Annotated in this window: 25 protein-coding genes; 6 read left to right on the top strand and 19 right to left on the bottom strand. The window is 52.0% G+C overall.

Going from position 1 to position 23,981, the window contains the following annotated elements; genetic code table 11:
* Nucleotides 1–5 precede the first annotated feature (5 nt).
* Both rpmF and yceD read right to left on the bottom strand, forming a co-directional pair.
* Nucleotides 6–176 carry a 50S ribosomal protein L32 gene (gene rpmF, locus AC0IWZ_RS07060; RefSeq protein ID WP_034494538.1) on the bottom strand — a complete coding sequence of 57 codons (171 nt, stop codon included), beginning with the start codon at nt 174–176 and terminating at the stop codon, nt 6–8.
* Nucleotides 177–192: 16 nt separating this feature from the next.
* Nucleotides 193–714: a 23S rRNA accumulation protein YceD gene (yceD, locus tag AC0IWZ_RS07055; protein ID WP_034494536.1), complete on the bottom strand. Its 522-nt coding sequence runs from the start codon at nt 712–714 to the stop codon at nt 193–195.
* Nucleotides 715–855: 141 nt separating this feature from the next.
* Here yceD and AC0IWZ_RS07050 point away from each other — a divergent pair, with 141 nt between their 5' ends.
* On the top strand, nt 856–1,440 hold the full coding sequence (locus AC0IWZ_RS07050) for a Maf family protein (protein WP_471677761.1): 585 nt from the start codon (nt 856–858) through the stop codon (nt 1,438–1,440).
* 38 nt (nt 1,441–1,478) lie between these two features.
* Here the strand turns inward: AC0IWZ_RS07050 and rluC are convergent, their stop codons facing one another.
* The gene (gene rluC, locus AC0IWZ_RS07045) at nt 1,479–2,435 is read right to left on the bottom strand and encodes a 23S rRNA pseudouridine(955/2504/2580) synthase RluC (RefSeq protein ID WP_172588735.1); all 957 of its coding nucleotides are present in this window, start codon (nt 2,433–2,435) and stop codon (nt 1,479–1,481) included.
* 571 nt (nt 2,436–3,006) lie between these two features.
* Here rluC and rne point away from each other — a divergent pair.
* Nucleotides 3,007–6,360: a ribonuclease E gene (gene rne, locus AC0IWZ_RS07040; protein WP_471677762.1), complete on the top strand. Its 3,354-nt coding sequence runs from the start codon at nt 3,007–3,009 to the stop codon at nt 6,358–6,360.
* Nucleotides 6,361–6,518: 158 nt separating this feature from the next.
* On the opposite strand, the gene flgL is transcribed toward rne, so the two are convergent.
* The 11 genes from flgL to flgB form a co-directional block, all read right to left on the bottom strand.
* A complete protein-coding gene (flgL, locus tag AC0IWZ_RS07035; RefSeq protein WP_034494528.1) occupies nt 6,519–7,481 on the bottom strand; it encodes a flagellar hook-associated protein FlgL in 963 nt (320 codons plus the stop codon).
* A gap of 16 nt (nt 7,482–7,497) precedes the next feature.
* The gene (gene flgK / locus AC0IWZ_RS07030; RefSeq protein ID WP_410372743.1) at nt 7,498–9,162 is read right to left on the bottom strand and encodes a flagellar hook-associated protein FlgK; all 1,665 of its coding nucleotides are present in this window, start codon (nt 9,160–9,162) and stop codon (nt 7,498–7,500) included.
* Nucleotides 9,163–9,247: 85 nt separating this feature from the next.
* Nucleotides 9,248–10,189 (bottom strand): flagellar assembly peptidoglycan hydrolase FlgJ, encoded by a 942-nt coding sequence (gene flgJ, locus AC0IWZ_RS07025; RefSeq protein WP_034494523.1) that lies wholly within the window; start codon nt 10,187–10,189, stop codon nt 9,248–9,250.
* Nucleotides 10,189–11,283: a flagellar basal body P-ring protein FlgI gene (locus AC0IWZ_RS07020; protein ID WP_034494521.1), complete on the bottom strand. Its 1,095-nt coding sequence runs from the start codon at nt 11,281–11,283 to the stop codon at nt 10,189–10,191. Before AC0IWZ_RS07020 ends, flgJ begins: the two co-directional genes overlap by 1 nt.
* Before the next feature lie 11 nt (nt 11,284–11,294).
* Nucleotides 11,295–11,990, bottom strand: coding sequence for a flagellar basal body L-ring protein FlgH (gene flgH / locus AC0IWZ_RS07015; protein ID WP_156104865.1), 696 nt, complete (start codon nt 11,988–11,990; stop codon nt 11,295–11,297).
* 63 nt (nt 11,991–12,053) lie between these two features.
* Nucleotides 12,054–12,836, bottom strand: coding sequence for a flagellar basal-body rod protein FlgG (gene flgG / locus AC0IWZ_RS07010; protein WP_034494519.1), 783 nt, complete (start codon nt 12,834–12,836; stop codon nt 12,054–12,056).
* 31 nt (nt 12,837–12,867) lie between these two features.
* Nucleotides 12,868–13,623, bottom strand: coding sequence for a flagellar basal body rod protein FlgF (locus tag AC0IWZ_RS07005; RefSeq protein ID WP_034494517.1), 756 nt, complete (start codon nt 13,621–13,623; stop codon nt 12,868–12,870).
* 19 nt (nt 13,624–13,642) lie between these two features.
* On the bottom strand, nt 13,643–14,851 hold the full coding sequence (gene flgE, locus AC0IWZ_RS07000) for a flagellar hook protein FlgE (protein ID WP_471677763.1): 1,209 nt from the start codon (nt 14,849–14,851) through the stop codon (nt 13,643–13,645).
* Nucleotides 14,852–14,878: 27 nt separating this feature from the next.
* Entirely contained in the window at nt 14,879–15,556 is a 678-nt protein-coding gene (gene flgD, locus AC0IWZ_RS06995; RefSeq protein WP_034494513.1) for a flagellar hook assembly protein FlgD, read from the bottom strand.
* 11 nt (nt 15,557–15,567) lie between these two features.
* The gene (flgC, locus tag AC0IWZ_RS06990) at nt 15,568–15,972 is read right to left on the bottom strand and encodes a flagellar basal body rod protein FlgC (RefSeq protein ID WP_034494511.1); all 405 of its coding nucleotides are present in this window, start codon (nt 15,970–15,972) and stop codon (nt 15,568–15,570) included.
* A 3-nt stretch (nt 15,973–15,975) separates the two neighbouring features.
* A complete protein-coding gene (flgB, locus tag AC0IWZ_RS06985; RefSeq protein WP_034494510.1) occupies nt 15,976–16,392 on the bottom strand; it encodes a flagellar basal body rod protein FlgB in 417 nt (138 codons plus the stop codon).
* A 152-nt stretch (nt 16,393–16,544) separates the two neighbouring features.
* On the opposite strand from flgB, the gene flgA reads away from it, so the two are divergent.
* The 3 genes from flgA (at nt 16,545) to flgN (ending at nt 18,047) form a co-directional block, all read left to right on the top strand.
* Nucleotides 16,545–17,204: a flagellar basal body P-ring formation chaperone FlgA gene (gene flgA / locus AC0IWZ_RS06980; RefSeq protein ID WP_410372745.1), complete on the top strand. Its 660-nt coding sequence runs from the start codon at nt 16,545–16,547 to the stop codon at nt 17,202–17,204.
* 119 nt (nt 17,205–17,323) lie between these two features.
* Nucleotides 17,324–17,617 carry a flagellar biosynthesis anti-sigma factor FlgM gene (flgM, locus tag AC0IWZ_RS06975; protein WP_034494507.1) on the top strand — a complete coding sequence of 98 codons (294 nt, stop codon included), beginning with the start codon at nt 17,324–17,326 and terminating at the stop codon, nt 17,615–17,617.
* A gap of 4 nt (nt 17,618–17,621) precedes the next feature.
* A complete protein-coding gene (flgN, locus tag AC0IWZ_RS06970) occupies nt 17,622–18,047 on the top strand; it encodes a flagella biosynthesis chaperone FlgN (protein ID WP_034494506.1) in 426 nt (141 codons plus the stop codon).
* A 94-nt stretch (nt 18,048–18,141) separates the two neighbouring features.
* Here the strand turns inward: flgN and AC0IWZ_RS06965 are convergent, their stop codons facing one another.
* The 5 genes from AC0IWZ_RS06965 to rimJ all read right to left on the bottom strand — a co-directional run bounded on the left by AC0IWZ_RS06965 (nt 18,142) and on the right by rimJ (nt 22,527).
* Nucleotides 18,142–18,633, bottom strand: coding sequence for a cold shock domain-containing protein (locus AC0IWZ_RS06965; protein ID WP_034494504.1), 492 nt, complete (start codon nt 18,631–18,633; stop codon nt 18,142–18,144).
* Nucleotides 18,634–18,715: 82 nt separating this feature from the next.
* Nucleotides 18,716–20,251 (bottom strand): murein biosynthesis integral membrane protein MurJ, encoded by a 1,536-nt coding sequence (murJ, locus tag AC0IWZ_RS06960; RefSeq protein ID WP_034494503.1) that lies wholly within the window; start codon nt 20,249–20,251, stop codon nt 18,716–18,718.
* Between the two features lie 104 nt (nt 20,252–20,355).
* Nucleotides 20,356–21,279, bottom strand: a complete 924-nt coding sequence (locus AC0IWZ_RS06955; protein WP_034494502.1) for a Gfo/Idh/MocA family protein — start codon at nt 21,277–21,279, stop codon at nt 20,356–20,358.
* Nucleotides 21,280–21,282: 3 nt separating this feature from the next.
* The gene (locus AC0IWZ_RS06950; RefSeq protein WP_471677764.1) at nt 21,283–21,933 is read right to left on the bottom strand and encodes a YceH family protein; all 651 of its coding nucleotides are present in this window, start codon (nt 21,931–21,933) and stop codon (nt 21,283–21,285) included.
* A gap of 9 nt (nt 21,934–21,942) precedes the next feature.
* Entirely contained in the window at nt 21,943–22,527 is a 585-nt protein-coding gene (rimJ, locus tag AC0IWZ_RS06945; protein WP_034494497.1) for a ribosomal protein S5-alanine N-acetyltransferase, read from the bottom strand.
* Between the two features lie 242 nt (nt 22,528–22,769).
* Between rimJ and mdtH the strand changes: the two genes are divergently transcribed.
* On the top strand, nt 22,770–23,978 hold the full coding sequence (gene mdtH / locus AC0IWZ_RS06940; protein ID WP_034494495.1) for a multidrug efflux MFS transporter MdtH: 1,209 nt from the start codon (nt 22,770–22,772) through the stop codon (nt 23,976–23,978).
* Nucleotides 23,979–23,981 lie beyond the last annotated feature (3 nt).

Here is a 23,981-nt window from a genome sequence, read left to right as displayed (position 1 = left end):
GCCAATTACTTGGAGATAACCTTGCGACCGCGGTAGAAACCGTCGGCGGTGATGTGGTGACGCAGATGAGTTTCGCCAGAAACTTTGTCCACGGATACTGCTGCTGTGGTCAGCGCGTCATGGGAACGACGCATGCCACGTTTGGAACGGGTTGGTTTATTCTGTTGTACGGCCATGGACCTTACTCCTCAATTACTTACGCTTTAAACTGGCTAATACGGCAAATGGGTTTGGTTTCTCCGCCTCGGAAGGCAGTTTGCCAAAGACCATGTCCGCCTCGGACACTTCACAGTGTTCAGATTCATGCACCGGAACGACTGGCAAGGAGAGGATAATTTCATCTTCTACCAACGCCAGAAGATCAATTTCACCAAATTCGTTGACCTGAACTGGTTCATATCCTTCCGGGAGTGCTTCAACCTGCTCGTCTTTGACGATCGGGCTAAAACAATACTGTGTGTAGACCTGATGGGCAAATGGCTTTCCGCAACGCTGACATTCAAGCGTCAGCGACACCTTCGCATCACCGGTAAGAACCGCGAGGCGCTGGTTATCGATGGCGAATGACATATCGCATTCCACATCACTGTCTACACTGACTACAAACTCGGCGACACGCTCTACCTGAATAGGGGTGTAAACACCCTTGTAATCAAGGCGTTTTTGAGCCGTACGAACCGGGTCGAGAGTCAGGGGTAATTTTACTTTTTGCATAGGGCGCGCATATTAACTTTGTAACGTCATAGAGTCAAAGAAAATGGCCTGGAAACAGCGCCTTTTCTACTTATTCGCACACATTGCGGTGGCATAGTTTAAAATGCCTTTCCCCGAATCGCTATCATTAATGAAAAAAATATGACGCAAATTGTTCTCGCCTCAACTTCCCCATGGCGCCGGGAGCTACTTGAAAAACTGGGTATCCCCTTTATTACCGCGGCTCCGCAGGTGGATGAAACCCCTATTCCCGGTGAAGATGCTCGCCACTTAGTCACACGCCTGGCACAAGCCAAAGCTCAGGCATTGAGCCGTGAATATCCGAATCATATGATTATCGGCTCGGATCAAGTTTGTGTTTTAGATGGAAAAATAACCGGTAAACCGCATAGCGAAGAAAAAGCCGTGGAGCAATTAATGCTTGCCCGCAATAGTATCGTTACTTTTTATACTGGTCTGGCGCTTTATCATTCAGCTTCCGGGAATTTACAGGTGGTTTGCGAGCCTTTTGATGTGCATTTCCGTCATTTAAGCGAACAGGAAATTCGCCATTACGTGCGTAAAGAGCAGCCGCTACATTGTGCCGGAAGTTTTAAAAGTGAGGGACTGGGAATTACGCTTTTCGAACGGCTTTCAGGAAAGGATCCGAACGCCCTGGTAGGCCTACCGTTAATTAGCTTGTGCGAAATGCTGCGCAACGAAGGCGTTAACCCGCTGCTGATGTAAATGACAGAGGGTGGATAGCTCCACCCTCCCGTAGATAACTAGCGCGCGTTGTTGCGTAACACAGTAAGGCAACGCTTCAACTGCTCATCCAGTGGCGCTTCTACCCGCATAATCTCGCCGGTGTTAGGGTGAGTGAAGCGTAATGCCGCTGCGTGCAAGAACAAACGGTTCAAACCGGTTCCGGCAAGTTGCTTATCAAACTCACGGTCACCATAACGATCGTCAAAAGCAATAGGATGACCGGCATGCAATGTATGCACACGAATCTGGTGAGTTCGTCCGGTAATCGGGCTACAACGCACAAGCGTGGCGAACGCATAGCGCTCTTCAACTTTGAAACGCGTTTCAGAAGGTTTGCCTTCGCTGTTAACCCGCACGATACGCTCACCGCTTTGCAGAATATTCTTCAGTAGCGGTGCCTGCACAGCTTTGACGTGCGATTGCCATTGGCCACGCACCAGCGCAAGGTAATCCTTCTGCATCCCTTTTTCACGCAGTTGCTCATGCAATGAACGCAGCGCGGAACGCTTCTTCGCCACCAGCAAGATTCCGGAAGTGTCACGGTCAAGGCGGTGCACAAGCTCGAGGAAACGAGCTTCAGGACGCAAAGCACGCAAGCCTTCAATCACACCAAAGCTTAAACCACTGCCGCCGTGAACCGCCGTGCCAGACGGCTTGTTGAGCACCAGAATATGGTCATCTTCATAAATAATCGCGTCAGTCAGCGCCGCCACTTTTTGTAGATGTGGTGAAACGGCTTCTTCTTCACGTTCGGCTACGCGAACCGGCGGAATACGAATTTCGTCGCCGTCCTGGATTTTATATTCAGGCTTAATGCGTTTTTTATTCACGCGCACTTCGCCTTTACGCAAAATGCGATAAATCATACTTTTCGGCACGCCTTTCAAGCGGGCGAGCAAAAAGTTATCGATACGCTGCCCAGCTTCGTCAGAAGAAATGGCAACGATTTGTACTGAAGGTGTCGGAGTTTTCATGGTCGGCGATTCTAAATAGCGTGCGCGCATAGCGCCACTCATTTTTATGTGCTTAACTGAGAATCTGCCTGGTTTTAAGTCGCCTGACTCCCATTTTTCAGTTTTCTGCGACATGCAGCGAAAAAGTGAGTTAAAAAACTGTAAGAAACGAGGCATCAAAGGCAAAAGTCATCTTGCTATAATAAGGTTAGCAATGGAATAATGTTGCGGTTTTCCGTGTTGATACTTGTTAGAACAAGGAATTTTGCGGAATTACCAGTTTTGCCTGAACGTCCATCCACGCAGCAATGGCGTAAGACGTATTGTACCTTCAGGCAGTTAGCGGGCTGCGGGTTGCAGCCTGACCGGTAAATTGGAATCAACTCTTAAGATATATTCTAAGGTTATTCCCACGATAATTGCGCTGTATTTCCGTATGAAATACAGGCTACCGACACTTTGCGCCTCTCAGCAAGCGACAACCGTGAGGTTGGCGACTTAGCGTTTAGTCACGAGGCCATCGGTTCACTCCCGGTCAGCGTCACCATGCCCGTAGCTTTGTCACCAATGTAAGAATAATGAGTAAGTTACGATGAAAAGAATGCTAATAAACGCGACTCAGCAAGAAGAGTTGCGTGTCGCCCTTGTAGATGGGCAACGCCTGTACGATCTGGATATTGAAAGTCCTGGACACGAACAGAAAAAAGCTAACATCTATAAAGGCAAAATCACCCGTATTGAACCAAGTCTGGAAGCGGCATTTGTAGATTACGGCGCGGAACGTCATGGTTTCCTTCCTCTTAAAGAAATTGCCCGCGAGTATTTCCCGTCTAATTATTCATCACATGGTCGTCCGAACATTAAAGATGTTTTGCGCGAAGGCCAGGAAGTGATTGTTCAGATTGATAAAGAAGAACGTGGTAATAAAGGCGCAGCCTTAACCACCTTTATTAGTCTGGCCGGTAGTTATTTGGTGCTGATGCCGAACAACCCACGTGCTGGTGGTATTTCCCGCCGTATCGAAGGTGACGACCGTACCGAACTGAAAGAAGCCCTTTCCTCTCTGGAACTGCCAGATGGCATGGGTCTGATTGTACGTACTGCTGGCGTGGGTAAATCCGCTGAAGCACTGCAATGGGATTTAAGCTTCCGCCTGAAGCATTGGGAAGCGATTCAAAAAGCGGCAGAAAATCGCCCGGCTCCATTCCTTATTCACCAGGAAAGCAACGTTATTGTGCGTGCTTTCCGTGATTACCTGCGTCAGGACATCGGTGAGATTCTTATCGATAACCCGAAAGTGCTTGAGCTGGCTCGCCAGCATATCGGTGCTCTGGGTCGCCCTGATTTCAGCAGCAAAATTAAGCTCTACACCGGTGAAATCCCGCTGTTTAGCCACTACCAGATTGAATCGCAGATTGAATCCGCTTTCCAGCGTGAAGTCCGTCTGCCGTCCGGTGGCTCGATTGTTATCGACTCCACCGAAGCGTTAACCGCCATCGACATCAACTCCGCGCGCGCAACTCGCGGTGGCGACATCGAAGAAACGGCATTTAATACCAACCTTGAAGCGGCTGATGAAATCGCGCGCCAACTACGTTTGCGTGACCTCGGCGGTTTGATTGTTATCGACTTCATTGATATGACGCCTGTGCGCCACCAGCGTGCAGTTGAAAACCGTCTGCGTGAAGCTGTCCGTCAGGACAGGGCTCGTATCCAGATTAGCCATATCTCTCGCTTTGGCCTGCTGGAAATGTCTCGTCAGCGTCTCTCCCCTTCTCTGGGCGAGTCCAGCCACCACGTCTGCCCGCGTTGTAGCGGCACAGGTACGGTGCGTGACAACGAATCCATGGCACTCTCCATTCTGCGTCTGATTGAAGAAGAAGCGCTGAAAGAGAATACCCAGGAAGTTCACGCGATTGTTCCGGTACCGATTGCTTCCTACCTGCTGAACGAAAAACGTGATGCGGTGAGTGCGATTGAAACCCGTCAGGGCGGTGTGAAAGCCATCATCGTTCCTAACGATCAGATGGAAACTCCACACTATTCCGTTCTGCGCGTCCGTAAAGGCGAAGAAACCAAAACGCTGAGCTACATGCTGCCTAAGCTGCATGAAGAAGAAATGGCAATGCCGTCTGAAGAAGAGTACGCCGAGCGTAAGCGCCCAGAGCAACCTGCGCTCGCGACCTTTGTCATGCCAGACGCGCCGCCAGCTCCGCCAGAATCTGCACCTGTGGCTGCCACACCGGCTCCAGCAGTTAAAGCTGCCGTTGCCAAAACAGCGACCCCAGAACAGCCAGGGCTTCTGAGCCGCTTCTTCGGTGCATTGAAAAACCTGTTTGCAGGCGAGACGGCAACTGAAAGCAAAGAAGTTCAGGAAGCAAAACCTGCTGAAACTGAAAGCCAGCGTCAAGGCCAGGAACGTCGTAATAACCGTCGTCCGAATAACCGTCGTGACCGTAACGATCGTGGCGATCGCAACAACCGCGACCGTGATAATCGTGGCGAAGGCCGTGATAACCGTAGCGAAAATCGTGACAACCGTGAGCCACGTGAAAACCGTGATCGCGATGATAACCGCCGTAATCGCCGCCAGGGTCAGCAGCAAAATACTGAAGTGCGTGAAAATCGCCCGAACGTGGCTGTTGAAGAAGCTGAAAAGCCAAAAGCCCGTGACGAGCAGCAACCACGCCGCGAACGTAACCGTCGCCGCAGCGATGACAAACGCCAGGCACAGCAGGAAGTTAAAGTTCTGCAACGTGATGACGCGGTAGCAGAAGTTGAAGTAGATGCAGAGCAGGAAGAACGCGTCCAGGTTATGCCGCGTCGTAAGCAACGCCAGTTGAGCCAGAAAGTTCGCTTTGAATCTGAACAAGATTCTGCGGCTGAAGTTGTGGCAACGCCGGTAGTGGCTCAAGCACCGGCTGCGCGTACCGAACTGGCGACTATCCCGTTACCAGCCGTTATCGATAAGCCTGTTGAGAAGGCTGAAAAGTCGAATGTTGAGCAAGATGACAACAACGACTCTCGTAACGATTCTAACGGTATGCCACGTCGTTCTCGCCGCTCTCCACGCCATCTGCGCGTGAGTGGTCAGCGTCGTCGCCGCTATCGTGATGAGCGTTACCCAACGCAATCACCAATGCCGATGACCGTAGCTTGTGCCTCTCCAGAATTGGCATCGGGTAAAGCCTGGATTAATTATCCGGTTGCTCGTACTCATGAAGAGTCGCAGTACGAAAACAACGTTGATCATGTACCTGCCTTTGTTGCTCACGAGCAAGAGACTGCATACGTTCACAACGCACAGCCAACCGCGCAGGAATTTGTTGCAGCGCAGACTGTTGTTGAAGATGTAAAAGTTGAAAGCGTACAAGCTGAACAAGTTAAGGTTGAAGCACCACACGTTGAAACGACGCATCCGGAAGTGATTGCCGCTCCCGTTAACGAGCAGCCGCATCTGATTGCAGCGCAAGATGAAGTTGTTGCTGAACAAGTGATTGATGAAGTTGAGCCTGCACAAGAAGCTGTTGCTGTCGAAACTCATCAGCAACAGGCAGCAGAACTTGCTCAGGTTGCCCCGGTAGTCGTTGAAGAAACTGCACCTGAAGCGCCGGTTGAAGAAGTGAAACCAGTAGAAGTGGTTGAAGCTCAACAGCCTGTCGCTCAGGAGTCCATTGTTGATGTGCAGCCTGAGCCTAAACTGGCTCCTGTTCAGCCTGTTCCTCAGGTGGAAACTGCGCCAGCACAGCCGGTTGTTACACATGTGATTAAACATGCAACGGCACCAATGACGAAAGCTCCAGCGCCGGATTACAACCCGGAAGCACCACGCCAGAGCGATTGGGTTCGCCCAACGTATGAGTTCAGTGGCCGTGGCTCTGCTGGCGCTAACAGCGCTACTCACCAGGCAACTGCTCCTGCTACACGCCCGCAAAGCGCTGAATAATCGCTAAGCGTTGCGAAAAAGCCGACTGGGAAACCAGTCGGCTTTTTTATTTGTTACGCCGCATCACCTGAATTTAAGACAAAAAAAAGCCCACTTCGGGGTGCTGAAGTGGGCATATAAAGCGTACTCAGTTTCAAAGCACGCCCAAAAAGGTAAAATTATTTATTGAGTTGGAACAGCGACATACCCTGCATATCGCTAAAGGCTTTGTAAGATGCCTGAAGCGCTGCCTGCTGCATCACATAAGAAGAAATCGCTGAGTTCCAGTCCACGTCAACCAGATCGCTCATTTGTTGTGCCTGGCCCAGGGCACGGTCATTGCCTAACTCGTCAAGCTTATCTAACTCACTGAGTTGCGTACCCAATTCTGCACGGACCGTCAGCACGTTGTTCAGAGAGTTTTTCAATCCACGGCTGGTTTTATCAATGGCCGCAGTTAAATCTGCTTTGCCTGCATCATCTAAACCTTCGGTTGGTGTTCTCAGGGTTTTGACGGCGGAGTCCAGCATATTGAACAAGTTGGTTTCCGACGTGCCATTTCCTGGCTCTGGCACCGCATTGCTGGTGATGGAGTTGAAAATTTGGGTTCCGGTATGGCCAATGGTCATGGTACGCGCCGCATCAACACTTTGAGACACAGGCGTATCGCCACCTTTATAAGTGACATTTCCGGCTGTACCGCTAAACGGTGCGGCTTCGGTTTTGTACCCGGCAAAAATATAGCGCCCGTTACCATCAGTGCTGTTGGCCAGGTTCATTATTTGGTTACGGATGCCTTCCAGATCGGTCGCAAGAGACGCACGGTCATCATCGCTTAATGTGCCGTTATTGGCATAAACGATTTTTTCCTGCGCTGACTGAATCGCTGTTGTCACCTGCCCCAGCACGTTTTCTTCCAGCGAGACTTTTTGCGTCGCAAAAGTACGCGCTAAAGCATACTGGCTATTTTGCGCCTGAGCCTGAGACAGCACCACGGCTTGCGAAGCAGCAATCGGATCGTCAGACGGCTTAGTCACACGTTTACCGGTAGACATCTGCTCGCCATAACGCAACCATTCACTTTGTGAGTTGGTCACGCCACGCATATTCTGCTGGTACATCATTGCGGTACTGATACGCATACGCCAGATTCCTTAATTAACGGATGGACAGTAACGCATCAAACAGAGTTGATGCCGTCTGAAGCACCTGGGCATTCGCCAGGTAATATTGTTGGAAACGCTGTAAGTTGCCGTACTCTTCGTCAAGGTTGACGCCAGAGATTGACTGTTGTTGATTACTTAGCTGCGTGACCACGTTATTTTGTGTCGTGCTGGTGACTTTCAGCGTGCTGGTTTTGTTACCCACATCGCTGACCAGACTTGCGTAGGCATCGTTAAACGATTTATTGCCACCCACGACTTTACTTTTTTGCAAATCCAGCAGAGCCTGGGCGTTACGGTTATCGCTTTCACCTGCATCATCGGCACCGGCTAACGCCAGTTTGCTTTCATCAGTAATCGCGACTTCCATATTTACCACCACGTTAGACACAGGCTTCACGGTAAAGGAGTCATTCTTCGCCGGTTGAGGTGCGCCTTTCACCGTGATATCCAAACCATCAAATGCCAGCCCGGTCACATTACCGTTGGCATCTTTTGTTGGCTTTGGATCGATTTTCGCGTTATCGGATAAGCGCGTTACCTGCCAGTCGGTGCCATCGAAAACAACGTTGTAGTCGCTGGCCTGAACTTTGCTGCTATCAGCAACTGTCGTCGTTAACTCGGTCTTAGTCGTGTTCCTGGCGTTGCTTAATACCGACGGGCCGCCGATGTTAAAGAAATCTTCGCCTTTATCACCGTTAGCATCAAAACCCTTACCGTGCTGCTGGTTAATCGCATCAGAAAACGCCAGCGCCAGCTGCCCCAGGCGGTTACGTGCGCTGTCCAGATCTTGCGAGCGGAAAGTTAACATGCCACCCAGCGTGCCGTTTTTCAGCTGATTCTCTGGGATTTCTGTGGTGCCGGAAACAGAATCAACATACGCAACTGTAGTGCGCGAAGGGTCAGCGCTGGATGAAACCGCCGCCAGCTTATTGGTTTTATCACCCTGAACCAGAGACAGACCGTTGGCGATAGATACGTTATAAGTGCCGCCATCCTGAACGCTGACTTCCACGCCAACAATCTGGTTCAGCTCGCTCACCAGCTGATCACGTTGATCAAGCAAGTCGTTTGGTGTGGCACCCGCACCCACGCCGGTCAAGCGCGAAATCTGGTTATTCAGATTCGCAATCTGGCTGGCGTAGTTGTTGATTTGTTCCACGCTGCTCTGGATAGCGGTATTCACCTGCTTATCCTGATCGCGCAGATACTGATCCGTCACCTTAAATTGGTTTACCAGGCCATTGGCATTGCCAATCAATGCCTGTCTTGCCGCCGGATCTTCTGAGTTACTGACCAGCGTCTGCAAACCGGTGAAGAAACTCTGCATGGTGGTCGCCAGCGTATTGGTGGTGCCAGACAAAATATTGTCGATTTTCGACATTTGCTGGTACTGAGTATTCAGACCACTGCTTTGGGTTTGCGCCGCACGCAGTTGGTTAGTGATGAACGCATCATATTCACGTTGCACACCGCTGACTTGCACGCCATTACCAATCCAGCCACCTGCGCCCAGCGTACTTTGCGACTGCGACAACACGGTCGTCTGGCGGGTATAGCCTGTGACGTTATAGTTAGAAATGTTATTACTGACGGTATTCAGTGCCGCCTGGGCTGCACCCAGGCCACTCATGGCACTGTTAATCAGGCTACTGGACATGAAATTTCCTTAACGCGTTTATCACGATTCCTGTCAGTTAGTATCGGCAGCTGCTGGCGACACTTGAGGGTTTAATGAAGGCTATTTAGAACAAATTGGATAAGTCATTGCTGTACGCTTTTGCGACCTTCTCACCCATCGCTTTCATCTGCTGAATCATGCCCGTCAATTTGCGGGCATAGTTTGGATCCGTAGCGTAACCCGCATTCTGCAAGGCTTGCGCGCCCTGCTCTGCGCTGTTGGCATTGGTCACGGCGGCGTAACGCGGGTTGCGTGTCAGCAAGCCGACGTAATCAGAAAGCGCTTCCAGATAAGAGCTGTAAACGCGGAATTTGGCCTTCACCTTTTTCGCCTCACCGTTTTCATATTCGGTGGTGGTGATTTCAGTCACCGGCCCTTTCCAGTTGCTGCTGGCTTTCACGCCAAACAGGTTAAAGCTCGGCTCGCCTTTTTCCGTAAGGATTTGACGCTGCCCCCAGCCTGACTCCAGCGCAGCCTGCGCCAGAATCAGGTGGTGCGGAATACCGCTTTGCTCACTGGCCAGGCGTGCCGGTAATGAAAGCTGCGCCAGGAAGTCTTTGCTATCCCCTGTTAGCGGCTCTTCGTTAGAAGGCGCTTTCGGGATGGCCTGGCGCACCATTTGCGTTAACGCCTGGTTCTGGAAGCTGGTAACCGTTTGCATATCAAACTTCATCGGCACCTTACCTGCATCTTCCTGCGGGTCAGCATTGCCGCCCATTTGCTCAACCATCATGTCGGCCAGCCCAAGGCCTTTGGCACTGAGCTGCTGCGCGATTTGCTGGTCATAGATGCTGGTGTACATGCGCGTCTGCTCGCTGCTAAATAAGCCATCTTTTGGCAGCGCTTCACGCATGCTTTTCAGCATCATCTGCACGAACATCCCTTCCACCTGGCGAGCAACCGACTTCATATTACCTTTAGGATCTTGCCCGGTTTTCGCTTTCAACTCGTTAAGAGAGTTAGCATCCCATGCCGCATTCGCCAGTGACTGGGTATCGTTAAGCATCAGATGATTTCCACTTTGGCACGCAGGCAGCCCGCGGTTTGCATAGATTGAAGAATCGACATCAATTCCATTGGCGATGCGCCCAGCGTGTTCAATGCCCGAACAACGTTATTCAGGTTTGCGCTGGCGTTAACCCGTTGCAGCGCCCCGCCATTCTGACGCAGGTCGATTTGCGTTTGCGGCGTAACCACCGTTTGACCGCCACCAAATGGCGTATCCGGTTGGCTCACTTGTGCCTGGCGATTCACCGTAACAGACAAGTTCCCCTGCGCCACGGCGCATGTATCGAGCGTCACTTCCTGGTTCATCACCACCGAACCGGTGCGAGAGTTGATAATCACTTTCGCATCCTGTGCAGGCATGTTGACTTCGAGATTCTGAATATCGGCCAGCAGACGCACCTGCGAACTGTTACCGGTTGGCACGCGAATTTGAATGGTGCGAGCGTCAAGCGCCGACGCACTGCCATAGCCACGCGAGCGATTGATGGTGTCCGTGATTTGCTGCGCCAGAGTGAAATCGTCGTTGTTCAGTTGCAGGCTGATCATATTACCGGAGCCAAAGGTGCCCGGTAATTCACGCTCAATAACCGCGCCGTTGGTGATGCGCCCGCCATTAAGTTGGTTCACCTGAACGCTGCTGCCTCCTGCAGAAGCTCCAGCGCCGCCGACTAAAATGTTACCCTGCGCCAGCGCATAAACCTGGTTATCAACGCCTTTTAATGGCGTCATTAACAGTGTGCCGCCACGCAGACTTTTAGCGTTACCCATCGAAGAAACGACGACGTCAATGTTCTGCCCTGAGCGCGCAAACGCCGGGTACTTCGCCGTGACCATGACCGCCGCAACGTTCTTAAGCTGCATGTTGGTGCCCGCGGGAACGGTAATCCCCAACTGCGAAAGCATGTTGTTTAACGTCTGAGTGGTGAAAGGCGTCTGGGTCGTCTGATCGCCCGTTCCATCAAGGCCGACGACAAGACCATAGCCAATCAGGGAGTTTTCACGCACGCCCTGAACCGTCGTCAGGTCGCGGATACGATCGGCCTGTGCCAGTGTCGCCACCAGCATCAGCAATCCGAATAAATATTTGGTCATGTGTTCCTCGCTTACATCGGCGATAAATTAAGGAAGAAGCGTTGCAACCAGCCCATGTTTTGCGCTTCGTTGATGTAGCCGTTGCCGACATACTCGATACGCGCATCCGCCACTTGGGTTGATGACACGGTATTGGTACCACTGATGGTGCGAGGATTCACCACGCCGGAGAAACGAATAAATTCGGTGCCCTGGTTGATGGCAATCTGTTTTTCACCCACGACGTGCAGGTTGCCGTTCGCCAGCACCTGATCCACCGTCACGGTCAACGTTCCGCTAAAGGTGTTACTGGCATTTGCCCCACCTTTACCGTTAAAGCTGTTGCCGCCACCGGCATCGACATCCGCACGGTTGTTACCGAACAGGCCTTCGAGATAGCGCGGCGTGACATCAAATCCAAAGTTTGTTTTGCCATCACGGCTGGCATTTGCCGAAGAACTCTTACTGGCGCTGACATTTTCCTGGAGCACAATGGTCAACGTGTCACCAACGTTACGTGGGCGGCGGTCTTCAAACAGCGGTTGATACCCATAGTTCACCGGTTGCACCGTCTGGAAAATAGAACCATTGATTACCGGTGCAGGGCCAGGCACTGGCTGTGCGGTCGTCGCACCTTCCACCAGCGGTTTAGTTGGTATCAGCGCACAGCCACTTGTGGCGAGCACCAGACACATCACGATAGGACGAAGAACCATTGGGTTTTGCATTGCTTTCATCTTCAGGTCATTCAGATAAAGACAGCCGGCGCGCAAAACGCACCGGCAAACGCCTTACAGTTGCGTCAGTTTTTGCAGCATCTGATCGGTTGTAGAAACGGCTTTAGAGTTGATTTCGTAGGCGCGCTGAACCTGGATCATATTCACCAGTTCTTCGGCAACGTTCACGTTAGAGGTTTCAACATACCCCTGATACAGCAAGCCCGCGCCGTTAAGGCCTGGCGTGCTTTCGTTCGGCGTACCGGAAGACTGGGTTTCGGCGTACAGGTTTTCACCCAGGCTTTCCAGGCCGGTATCGTTCATAAAGGTGGTCAAATTAAGCTGCCCCACCTGCACCGGCTGCGCTTGCCCCTGCTGAGTCACACTCACAATGCCATCACGTCCAATGGTGATCGTCAGGGCATTCGCCGGAATGGTTATTGCAGGCTGAACCTGGAAACCACCCGCGGTGACTAACTGGCCGTTTTGATCCACCTGGAAAGAGCCATCGCGCGTATAGGCACTGGTGCCATCCGGAAGCTGAACCTGGAAGAACCCCTGGCCTTTAATCGCCACATCTTTGCTGTTATTGGTTTGCGACAGGTTGCCCTGGCTGTGCAAACGCTCGGTGGCTACGGGGCGCACACCGGTACCAATCTGCAAACCGGACGGCAGCGTCGTCTGTTCGGACGATTGCGCACCAGGCTGGCGAATGGTTTGATAAAGAAGATCTTCAAACACCGCACGTTGACGCTTAAAACCATTGGTGGAGACGTTTGCCAGGTTGTTGGCAATCACATCCATGTTGGTTTGCTGGGCATCAAGGCCAGTTTTTGCGATCCATAAAGAACTGATCATTTTGAATTCCTGTTAGTTTCGCGGCTGATTATCATGTCATCGACAACAGCTGATTCGCCCGCTGCTCGTTTTCATCCACGCTTGAAATAATTTTCATCTGCATCTCAAAACGACGAGCATTGGAAATCATGTCAGCCATGGCTTCTACTGGCTTAACGTTGCTGCCTTCCAGCACGCCAGGCATCAACGTGATGGATGCGTCAGCTTGCAACGTCGCGCCACGCGTGGCCTGAGCGGCAGCACTTGGTCGGAAAAACCCGTCATCACCGCGCACCACTTCAAGCCCGGTGGCTTTCACCAGTTTCAGACGGCCAATCGGTGCCACGGTATTAGGCTGGTCACCTGCGTTAAGAGCAGAAATGGTGCCATCAGCCGCGATAGTCAGCTCTGAACCCTGAGGTACGGCAATCGGGCCGCCTTCGCCCATCACCGGTTGCCCGCCGATGGTGAGTTGCCCGGCAGGACTCACCTGCATATTGCCGTTGCGGGTATAAGCTTCAGTACCATCAGCACTTTGTACCGCCAGCCAACCGTCTTGTTGCAGCGCAACATCCAGCGGGCGTTGGGTGTAATCAAGCTGACCTTGCGACATATCCACGCCTGGCGTTGAAGCTGTCACCAGGGTGCGCGTCGGCAAAGATAGCCCTTCCACCGGAACCGCACGCAAAGCGGTAAGCTGTGCGCGAAAGCCCGGCGTTGAAGCGTTTGCCAGGTTGCTGGCCGTCACCGCTTGTTGGTTCAGCGTCTGACTGGCCGCGCCCATGGCGGTATAAATTGCGTGATCCATTAAGCTATTCCGTCAGTGATTAGCGCAGGTTAACCAGGGTGTTGAGGATCTGGTCCTGGGTTTTGATGGTCTGTGCGTTGGACTGATAGTTACGCTGCGCGACAATCATATTGACCAGTTCTTTACTCAGATCGACGTTCGAGGACTCCAGCGCACCGTTGGTCAGCGTGCCGAAGTTGCCAGAACCCGCCGTCCCCAACAGGGCAACACCTGAAGCATTAGACGCAGACCACACGTTGTTGCCCTCAGAAGACAGACCTTCCGGGTTTGCAAAGTTGGACAGAACAATCTGGCCTAACAGCTGGGTTTGCTCATTGGAGTAATTACCCACGATGCTGCCGTCTTCGTTGATCTGGTAGCTCACCAGGTCGCCTGGCTTATAGCCATCCTGGTTTGCCGCCACGATGTTGTTGGAGCCGGTGTTCTGCTGCATGGAGTTCAGGAAGCTCAGATCAAATGTCGCCGGTGTCGCACCATTAATAGCCCCGGTGGTGAGGGTGTTAGTGCCACCCGAAGTCAGCGTGCCATTTGGGCTAAACACCATCGACGCGCCTTTTGTCACAGGACTACCCGCCACGCTGCTGTCCTGGGTATAAACATCCCAGGTGTTCGCAGTAGTGGATTTCACAAAGAACACGTTCATATCATGGGCGTTACCCTGGCTGTCAAAGACAGTGATAGAACCTTTTTTGTTGTAGGTATCTGAATCTGTCGCACTGAAAGGCGTTTTCGTCGGCGTGGGATCGGTAGAGTTCAGGTTGATCTGCATCGATGCCGTAGTGGTGGTTTTCGCCGCCATCAGGGTATTTGGAACAGCAAGCCCTACCGGGTTTGCCCCTTCCTGAATGGTTGGCGGCGTGCCGGTTGCCGGGTAACCCGTCAGCTGCATCCCCTGCATGTTCACCAGATTACGGTTTTCATCCAGTTTGAACTGGCCGTTACGGCTGTAATAAACAGAACCGTTGGTATCGACCAGGCGGAAGAAACCATTCTGGCTGATAGCCACATCCAGGCCGCGCCCGGTATTGGTTGTGGTACCGTCGTTAAAGTCCTGGGTGATACCCGCAACTTTCACGCCCAGACCCACTTTCGAGCCTGCAAACATATCGGCAAACGAAACGCTGCCGGACTTAAAACCGTAGGTGGCGGAGTTGGCAATATTGTTACCAATCACATCCAGGTTGGTGGCCGCAGCATTCAGGCCGCTGACCGCTTGAGAAAAGCCCATGTTTTACTCCTGCAAAGGGTGGGAGGCTTAGATAATCTGCCTGATATCGTCGAGGGTTGAGGTGCCGTAAGTACCGAGGTCGAGCAAGGTCTTGCCGTTACTGAGCGTGACACCGTTGACCAACGCAAAATTCAGCGGTTGAGCAACCAGTTGTGTCCCGCCATTACTGGCATTGATGGCAACGTTATAAGCGCCGTCCGGCACTGTCGTCCCATCGGTCGCGGTGCCATCCCACGTGAAGGTATGAACCCCTGCACTAAGTGCACCAATATCGAGCGTACGAACCACTTTGCCGGTGTTATCGGTGATGGTTGCGGTGACTTTATCCGCCCCCTGTTGCAACTCAACACCGAACGGCGTGGTCGCTTCACTGCCCGCCAAAATTTTCGAGCCAGGGATCATTACGCCATGGCCAATCAGAGCGCTGGCCTGCACAGACTGGTTGTTAGTCAACTGACCAGACACAGAACCGAGCGTGGTATTGAGTTTTTCAATGCCGCTCACGGTGCTGATTTGCGCCAGTTGGGTGGTCAGTTCGTTGTTTTGCAGAGGGTTGGTCGGGTCCTGGTTTTTCAGCTGCGCAACGAGCAGCGTCAAAAAGCTACTCTGTAGATCGGCAGCATTGTTCCCGGTAATGCTGCTATTACCCGATAAAGTATTAACACCACTGGTCGTGGTGTCGTTCATATTAACGGCGATGCCCATCAGTCACTCCTTTACTGACCCAAAGTCAGGGTTTTCAACATCATGCTTTTCACGGTGTTGAGCACTTCAACGTTGGCCTGGTAGCTGCGTGACGCCGACATGCTGTTGACCATCTCACCTACGACGTCCACGTTTGGCATCCGCACATAACCTTTGGCATCAGCCAGCGGGTTCCCCGGCTGGAACACCAGTTTGTCCGGCTCCTGGCTTTCTTGAATACCCGTCACCTTTACGCCACCCGTTTCAGCACCCGGAGCGGCATCAACCTGGAAAATAACCTGCTTAGCGCGATAAGGTTGGCCGTCCGGGCCAGTGGCGCTATCTGCGTTAGCCAGGTTACTCGCCGCCACGTTCATCCGCTTGGACTGCGCCGTCATTGCCGAACCGGCAATATCAAAAATATTCAGTAATGCCATCTATTAGCCACCCTGTTGCAGCACAGACATCATGCCCTTGATTTGGCCGCCGAGGACCGTGAGATCGGATTGATATTTCAGGCTGTTATCGGCAAATTGCGTACGTTCGCGGTCCATATCGACGGTGTTGCCATCCATAGATGGCTGATCAGGAACGCGGTAGAGGAGATCAAGCGAAGGAGTGGTTTGTGTCGCCGCCGGAATATGGCGTGCGGAGGTGAGCGCAAGCGCAACACCGCTGCCTTCGGCACGGCCTCTTTCCATCACTTTTTTCATTTCACTGGCAAAATCAATATCGCGGGCCTGATAGCCCGGGGTATCCGCATTGGCGATATTTGCTGCCAGAATTTCCTGACGCTGGGCACGCAAATTAATCGCTTCTTGCTGAAATCGCAGTGAGGCATCCAGTTTGTCTAGCATGTTCCCTCCGCATAATTAGGATTTGTCTGACAGCTTAAATCTCCTTACGCGTGCGTTATCGTTGGAATAGACACAAAATGCGTCGCTATTTGTCGCCTTGATCAATTCGGTGTGCGGTTAAAATCACTGCAACCTGAACAAGGAGAAGCGAGATGGCTGGACTAAAAACCTGGAGCACAATTGCCCTTTTACTGGCCTGCCCGCAGGCTTTTGCCAGTATTCTGGACGCACCATTGACCCAGTTTTTCCAGCAACGTCTGGTGGGTATAAGCGATGAAGTGTCGGTGATTGTAAAAACGCCAGATGCACAATTGCCTCCCTGCCCACTTCCCGATTTTTCGATGCCGGGCAATGGTCGTTTATGGGGCAATGTGAGCGTTCTGGCACGATGCGGAAACGAGAAACGCTATATTCAGGCAGAAGTTCAGGCTACCGGGAACTACGTGGTGGCAGCGCTTGCACTGCCGCGTGGCACGGTGATCAACGAAACTCAGGTGCAGCTCAAGCGTGGGCGTTTAGACCAATTACCTCCGCGTGCAATGCTGGATATCAACCAGGCCAGCAGTGCAGTAACGCTGCGTGATATCGCACCCAATCAGCCCATTATGTTGTCCATGGTACGCCAGTCCTGGCGTGTGAAAGCCGGACAGCGAGTACAAGTCGTCGCAGCAGGTGAAGGTTTTAGCGTAAATAGCGAAGGCAAAGCGTTGAATAATGCGGCGGTGGCGCAGAATGCGCGTGTACGAATGGATTCGGGTCAGATTGTGAGTGGGACAGTCGATGTTGATGGGAATATTCTGATTAACTTGTAATATTCAACGGGCGATTAAGAAGGCTATAAAGAATCTGCGGCGACTGCCGATAGTGTGTTAACAGATGATAGATATTGGCAGGCTCTCGTGCAGTGGGCCACCTCGATGAGGATAGAATAATGAGTATTGATCGCACATCTCCTTTGAAACCGGTAAGTACCGTACAACCGCGTGAAACGTCAGAAGCTCCGGTCCAAAAGAGCCGTCTGGAAAAGAGCACGACCCCAAACAGCACCAATGTGACACTCAGCGATGCGCAGGCTAAGTTAGTTCAGCCGGGCAGCGGTGATATCAATATGGAACGCGTTGAAGCACTCAAAACTGCTATCCGCAATGGTGAGCTAAAAATGGATACCGGCAAAATCGCCGATGCACTCATCCAGGAAGCTCAGAGCTATATATTGAGTAAATAATTGCATGAATCGTCTGTTAGAAGTGATGGATCAAATGACTGTGGTGCTCAACTCTCTCAAAGAGGTGATGGACGCCGAGCAGCAACAATTATCCGCAGGCCATGTAAATGGCAGTGCATTACAGCGCATTACCGAAGATAAAAGCTCGTTGCTGGCAACGCTTGATTATCTTGAGCAGCTTCGCCGTGCCGAACAGAATGCACATAACACAAGCAGCACGGATATCAGCCAGCGTTGGCAGACGATTACGCAAAAAACGCAGCATTTACGTGATATCAATCAGCACAATGGTTGGCTATTAGAAGATCAGTTGGCGCGTAATGAAGAAGCGCTGGCAGTGCTCAAGCCGCATCAGGAACCGAATCTTTACGGTGCTGACGGGCAGGCGACGACGGTGAGTCGCGGCGGGAATAAAAAAATAACGATTTAGTCTTAATTTGCTGTCGGATGGCGCTTACGCTTATCCGACCTACGATGAACTTTTGCATCGTAAGGTCGACAAGCGCAAGCGCCTTCCAGCAAATTTAGCGAGGCAACGCCTTCAAAATCTTCATCGTCGCTTCAACATCAATTTCATCTTCCGAGAAAATCAACGTCGAACCCTGGAACGTGGTGACAGCCAGTTTTTTCAGCGTGCGCATTTCACCCGGTTTAGGGTCAGCTTTCGGGCGAATGCTGTTCATCAGAGCGCCAACAGACAACACCGCATTCTCTTTATCAATCTTGGTTTCGGCTGGGACTTCTTCGCTATAGACCAGGAAAGATTTGATCGCAGTGATTTTAATGCGCTCGCCCGCGATATAGATGTATTTGCTATCAGGTTCTACTTTTACCGCATACGCCGACAAACCTTTATTGTTGGTCGTTGGCTCGAAAGTCACCGAAGCATCTTTCTTAATCAGATCTGGATTGGCGACCTTAATCACATGAAAATAACGGTTGTCGCCATTTTCATCTTTGATAAAACCGAAACCTTTGTCTTCAAACCAGGTTGTGATTGTTCCGTGCATCGCTATTACCGCCTAATTAATCGTTCAATATGTCAAATTTTGCAGCGCGCAGTTTAATGCACAATGCGTTGGCTACAAAGTCCGTTTACTACAGGGTCCGTCGCGCAAAATCTTTCACGCGGAATCCCAACACCGTGAGCGTGGCAAAATACGCCGCAATACCCGCGACAACCACAGCCATCAGACGCAATAAACGGTACGGCATAGTGCCAATATCCCACGCAGGCATAATATGCATCACGCCAAATAACACCGCAGCCATGACAATCACACCGGCAAACAGACGCCACAAGAAGCCACTCCAACCCGGTTGTGGGTGGAAAATATCACGTTTACGCAGTTGCCAGTATAGCAGGCTGGCATTCAGGCAAGCCCCGAGACCAATCGACAGCGACAGCCCGGCGTGCTTGAGCGGGCCGATAAACGCCAGGTTCATTACCTGGGTCATGATAAGCGTCACGATGGCAATTTTGACCGGCGTTTTGATGTCCTGGCGCGAGTAAAAACCGGGTGCCAGCACTTTCACCACAATCAGCCCCATCAACCCGACGGAATACGCCACCAGCGCACGTTGCGTCATGGCCGCATCGAAAGCAGTGAATTTACCGTACTGGAACAGAGAAACGGTCAGCGGTTTTGCCAGAATACCCAGAGCCACGGCACTGGGTAGCGCCAGCAGGAAACATAAACGCAGCCCCCAGTCCATCAGGCGCGAGTATTCGTCGTGATTGCCGCTGGCAAAACTTCTCGCCAGTGACGGTAACAAGATAGTCCCTAGCGCCACACCCAGTACGCCAGAGGGGAACTCCATCAAGCGGTCTGCGTAGTACATCCAGGAAACGGAACCCGACGCGAGGAACGAGGCAAAAATGGTGTTGATGATCAATGAAATCTGGCTGACGGAAACCCCAAGAATGGCCGGTCCCATCTGCTTAATGACGCGCATCGCACCGGCATCTTTCAGATTCACACGCGGTAAAACCAGCATGCCAATCTTTTTCAGATGCGGGAGCTGATAGGCCAGTTGCAAGACGCCACCGACGGTAACTGCCCAGGCCAGCGCCAGAATCGGCGGGTTAAAATGCGGCGCGGCAAACAGTGCAAAACCAATCATGCTGAGGTTTAAGAAAGTTGGCGCAAACGCAGGCACCGAGAAACGGTTCCAGGTGTTAAGAATCGCACCACATAAAGACGCCAGTGAAATCAGGAAGATATACGGGAACGTGATGCGCAACAAGCTGGAGGTCAACGCAAATTTATCGGCGGTGTCGGCAAAACCGGGCGCCGTTACCAGGATCACCCAAGGCGCGGCAATCATCCCGATAACCGTCACGACGGCCAGCGCCAGGGTCAGTAACCCGGAAACATACGAGACAAACACGCGAGTGGCATCTTCACCCTGTTTGCTTTTGTACTCAGCCAGAATCGGGACAAAGGCTTGCGAGAATGCGCCTTCAGCGAAAATACGGCGCAATAAGTTTGGTAATTTAAACGCGACAAAAAAGGCATCCGTCGCCATTCCTGCCCCAAAAACCCTTGCCACAATGGCGTCACGTGCAAATCCGAGCACGCGAGAAAACATCGTCATCGAGCTGACAGCTGCCAGCGATTTTAAAAGATTCATTTATTATATGGTTCCACAAACATCAACGCCTGCTGGGCAGGCGTTGTTAAGGGACATTTCGTAGGCGCGTAGTCTACCGATACTCTATTTAAATAGCACTCGTGTTATTCGCTCATCGCATCACGCCACAGTTTCTCAACCACGCGCTGCGCCATCAACGCTTGCTCGCCTGCGGTTTCAGGAACCGTCTGATTTGCCACACTTTCAAGGAAATGATGCGCGCAACCGACAAATCCTCGCTGCTCAAGAGTGCTTTGCCAGCCAGGGATTGGGCGATGTACCACGCCACTGCCGCACTCTTCACGCCATTCGCGCATATCAGTCACATCATATAAACCACCGTCTGTCACCGCCTGAACCCACTCGCGCTGACTTCCCGCACGGCGATGCATACTGGTAGTGATTTGCAGATTACCGCTGGCAAAGTGATGTTCAGCAAACAGCATTTGCCCCTGGTCGTTAGTCTGCAAGGTGCCGCTTTGCAATTGTGCTTCACGCCCACCGAGCCACAAGGCCGTATCAACGACGTGCAGGTAATCATCCAGCAACGTGAAACGCAGATCGTTTGGCCCGACGCTATCCGCACGGTGTTTGTCCATTCGCAACGACGCGCCAGTCGCCAGTTTAGCTTTCAGATCCTGATACAGCGGAGAGAAACGGCGGTTAAAACCGACCATTAATGTGCGTTTCTGGCGATGTGCCATTTCTACCAGGCGTTCCGCATCAGCAAGATTTTCAGCCAGAGGCTTATCGACACAAACGTTAACGCCTGCCTGCAATAGTTCGCTGACGACCGCGAAATGGCTGCTGGTTGCGCTGTGAACGAACACCGCGTCACACTGCGCGGCCAGCTCTGAAATAGAGGAAACATAGGGAATGCGATACGCATCGCAAACCTTTTGCGCTTTAGCCTGGGTTGGAGAAAACGCCCCCTGAAATATCCAGTCACCCGCTTGAGTTAATACCGGCAGCCACGCTTTTTGCGCAATCCCGCCCAAGCCGACCACGCCGACGCGAAGTTTAGTCATTCATTAATCCCCAAGATGCGCGAGCAGTGAATCCAGGCGTTGCTTAAGCTCGGCAACTTCACTTTCAAGTTGTTCGACGCGGGCCGTTAAATCTTCTGCGGGCTGCGCAGAACTTTGGGGCGCTGCCAGTTCAGAGGCGTCAACCTCGCCACTGAAAAGATGCATATAGCGACTTTCACGCTTGCCAGGCTCGCGCGGCAAACGCACCACAAACGGGCCATCTTCGCGATTAGCCAGATTTTCGAGCGTCGCTTCAACCTGTGCCATATCGGCAAATTCAAACATTCTGGCGGCGCGTGTGCGTAATTCACCTGGCGTTTGCGCCCCGCGCAGCAGCAAAGTGGTCACAACGGCGACTTCAGCAGCCGAGAGTTTGAGATTGCCAAATTCAGAATTGCAGAAACGTTGCTCGTATTTGGTGACACGGTTGCCAAACCCGCTGAGGGTGCGCAGAAAGTGGCGTTTTACCAGCGAATCCAGAGTGTCCTGAACGTCATGTTCTTTTAATTCCATAACGGGTTCGCGGTTGGTTTTCTGGTTACATGCCGTCACCACGCCGTTCACCGACATCGGATATTGTTCGGGAGTGGTCACCTGCTTTTCCATCAGGCTACCCACAACTCGCGCTTCAACCGCAGTTAACTGATATTTCATTTCTCTTCCTTAACGGCCAGGGGTCCATTCTTTGGTAGTCAATGCAGTCAACACATGGTCGCGCCAGACTCCATCAATCAGTAAATACTCTTTGGCATAGCCTTCTTTTTCAAAACCGAGGCGGGCAAGGAGGTCGCCGCTGCGCTGGTTGTGCGGCATGTAGTTCGCCATGATGCGGTGAATATTTTGGCTGCGTTGCATGTAACGTATTGCTGTAGTCAACGCTTCAAACATCATGCCCTGCCCCTGCCATTTCTCGCCCAGCGAATAGCCGAGATAACAAGCATGAAAAGAGCCACGCACCACGTTGGAGAAATTGGCAACGCCACGTATTTCCTTTTCTTCTGGATCAAGCAGCGCAAAGTAATAAGCGCTGCCCGTTTTGTGCATCTCACCAATCATGCCCAACCGCGCCTGCCAACCGGAAGGGTAGCAATGGCTGTCGTCACGAATCGGCTCCCACGGTTTCAGGAACTGGCGGTTTTCAGCGTAATAATCAGCCAGACGCCAGGCATCGCGCTCATACACCAGACGCACCACCAGGCGGTCGGTTGTTAAGCGTACTTTGGGCAGGTTACTGCGGTAGCCAAACATGTTCACCCTACTCCTCACATCCCACATTTTTCTTAGGCAACTTAATTACTATACCTGCGCCTGGCGACGGAAGGAAAACAACAACATGCAGATTTTTCATCAGGTCATACTTTTTTCGATTAATGAGTTCAATCAAAGCGCCAGATTGATAAAAAAATATTGTCACGTGGCTACCTGTCAAAAACCCTGAGAGCAGTAGAGAATAGAAGTTTGTCACACTTTTAAAGTTCCCTGGAGGGGAGATGGCGCGGGTCGCGCAGGCCAGGAGCCTGGGTAAATACTTCTTATTGCTCGATAATATGCTAGTGGTATTAGGCTTCTTCGTGGTTTTCCCTCTTATTTCTATTCGCTTTGTTGACCAAATGGGTTGGGCCGCATTAATGGTGGGCATTGCGCTCGGCCTGCGCCAATTAACACAGCAAGGGCTGGGAATATTTGGCGGGGCTATCGCCGATAAACTTGGCGCCAAACCAATGATCGTCACCGGAATGCTGCTGCGCGCCGTCGGTTTTGCGCTGATGGGTATCGCGCAGGAGCCGTGGGTGTTGTGGTTGTCGTGTTTTATCTCCGCAATTGGCGGGACGTTGTTTGACCCTCCACGCGCAGCCCTGGTGGTAAAACTGGTGCGCCCACATCAGCGTGGCCGTTTCTTCTCAATATTGATGATGCAAGACAGCGCCGGGGCGGTGATTGGCGCCCTGCTTGGAAGCTGGTTGCTGCAATATGATTTCCGTCTGGTGTGTGCTGTAGGCGCCGTGATGTTTGTCATTTGCGCAGGCGTCAATGCCTGGCTGCTGCCTGCTTATAAACTTTCCACTATTCGCACACCGATGCTCGAAGGCATGGGGCGTGTGCTGCGTGACAAACGCTTCATCACTTATGTTCTGACGCTAGCCGGTTATTACATGTTAGCGGTGCAGGTAATGTTGATGCTGCCGATTATGGTCAACGAAATTGCCGGGACGCCTGCCGCAGTGAAATGGATGTACGCCATTGAAGCGGCGCTCTCGTTAACGCTGCTGTACCCAATTGCTCGCTGGAGCGAAAAACGCTTTCGTCTTGAGCAACGTTTGATGGCCGGTTTGTTGCTGATGTCGCTGGCGATGTTGCCGATGGGTTTAAGCAGCAATCTTCAGCAGCTGTTTACCCTGATTTGCGTGTTTTACATTGGCTCCATTATTGCCGAACCGGCTCGCGAAACGCTGAGTGCATCGCTCGCTGATTCACGCGCTCGCGGCAGTTATATGGGGTTCAGTCGGCTGGGCCTGGCCATCGGTGGCGCATTCGGTTATGCGGGCGGCGGGTGGCTTTATGACGCAGGGAAAAGCATTAATCAGCCGGAACTTCCGTGGGTGATGCTGGGGATTATTGGCATCATTACGCTTTTCGCGCTGTGGTGGCAGTTCAGCACGAAACCTGTTGAACCCTCGATGCTTGAACCGGGCAACTAGTTT

It is taken from the genome of Buttiauxella sp. AC142 (assembly GCF_979253435.1).
This window is presented reverse-complemented; position numbering and strand designations above follow the sequence as displayed.

Bases quoted from the DNA above. Each gene is read 5' to 3' on its own strand.
- rpmF (WP_034494538.1), bottom strand. From the start codon at position 176: ATGGCCGTACAACAGAATAAACCAACCCGTTCCAAACGTGGCATGCGT.
- yceD (WP_034494536.1), bottom strand. From the start codon at position 714: ATGCAAAAAGTAAAATTACCCCTGACTCTCGACCCGGTTCGTACGGCT.
- AC0IWZ_RS07050 (WP_471677761.1), top strand. From the start codon at position 856: ATGACGCAAATTGTTCTCGCCTCAACTTCCCCATGGCGCCGGGAGCTA.
- rluC (WP_172588735.1), bottom strand. From the start codon at position 2,435: ATGAAAACTCCGACACCTTCAGTACAAATCGTTGCCATTTCTTCTGAC.
- rne (WP_471677762.1), top strand. From the start codon at position 3,007: ATGAAAAGAATGCTAATAAACGCGACTCAGCAAGAAGAGTTGCGTGTC.
- flgL (WP_034494528.1), bottom strand. From the start codon at position 7,481: ATGCGTATCAGTACCGCAATGATGTACCAGCAGAATATGCGTGGCGTG.
- flgK (WP_410372743.1), bottom strand. From the start codon at position 9,162: ATGTCCAGTAGCCTGATTAACAGTGCCATGAGTGGCCTGGGTGCAGCC.
- flgJ (WP_034494523.1), bottom strand. From the start codon at position 10,189: ATGCTTAACGATACCCAGTCACTGGCGAATGCGGCATGGGATGCTAAC.
- AC0IWZ_RS07020 (WP_034494521.1), bottom strand. From the start codon at position 11,283: ATGACCAAATATTTATTCGGATTGCTGATGCTGGTGGCGACACTGGCA.
- flgH (WP_156104865.1), bottom strand. From the start codon at position 11,990: ATGCAAAACCCAATGGTTCTTCGTCCTATCGTGATGTGTCTGGTGCTC.
- flgG (WP_034494519.1), bottom strand. From the start codon at position 12,836: ATGATCAGTTCTTTATGGATCGCAAAAACTGGCCTTGATGCCCAGCAA.
- AC0IWZ_RS07005 (WP_034494517.1), bottom strand. From the start codon at position 13,623: ATGGATCACGCAATTTATACCGCCATGGGCGCGGCCAGTCAGACGCTG.
- flgE (WP_471677763.1), bottom strand. From the start codon at position 14,851: ATGGGCTTTTCTCAAGCGGTCAGCGGCCTGAATGCTGCGGCCACCAAC.
- flgD (WP_034494513.1), bottom strand. From the start codon at position 15,556: ATGGGCATCGCCGTTAATATGAACGACACCACGACCAGTGGTGTTAAT.
- flgC (WP_034494511.1), bottom strand. From the start codon at position 15,972: ATGGCATTACTGAATATTTTTGATATTGCCGGTTCGGCAATGACGGCG.
- flgB (WP_034494510.1), bottom strand. From the start codon at position 16,392: ATGCTAGACAAACTGGATGCCTCACTGCGATTTCAGCAAGAAGCGATT.
- flgA (WP_410372745.1), top strand. From the start codon at position 16,545: ATGGCTGGACTAAAAACCTGGAGCACAATTGCCCTTTTACTGGCCTGC.
- flgM (WP_034494507.1), top strand. From the start codon at position 17,324: ATGAGTATTGATCGCACATCTCCTTTGAAACCGGTAAGTACCGTACAA.
- flgN (WP_034494506.1), top strand. From the start codon at position 17,622: ATGAATCGTCTGTTAGAAGTGATGGATCAAATGACTGTGGTGCTCAAC.
- murJ (WP_034494503.1), bottom strand. From the start codon at position 20,251: ATGAATCTTTTAAAATCGCTGGCAGCTGTCAGCTCGATGACGATGTTT.
- AC0IWZ_RS06955 (WP_034494502.1), bottom strand. From the start codon at position 21,279: ATGACTAAACTTCGCGTCGGCGTGGTCGGCTTGGGCGGGATTGCGCAA.
- AC0IWZ_RS06950 (WP_471677764.1), bottom strand. From the start codon at position 21,933: ATGAAATATCAGTTAACTGCGGTTGAAGCGCGAGTTGTGGGTAGCCTG.
- rimJ (WP_034494497.1), bottom strand. From the start codon at position 22,527: ATGTTTGGCTACCGCAGTAACCTGCCCAAAGTACGCTTAACAACCGAC.
- mdtH (WP_034494495.1), top strand. From the start codon at position 22,770: ATGGCGCGGGTCGCGCAGGCCAGGAGCCTGGGTAAATACTTCTTATTG.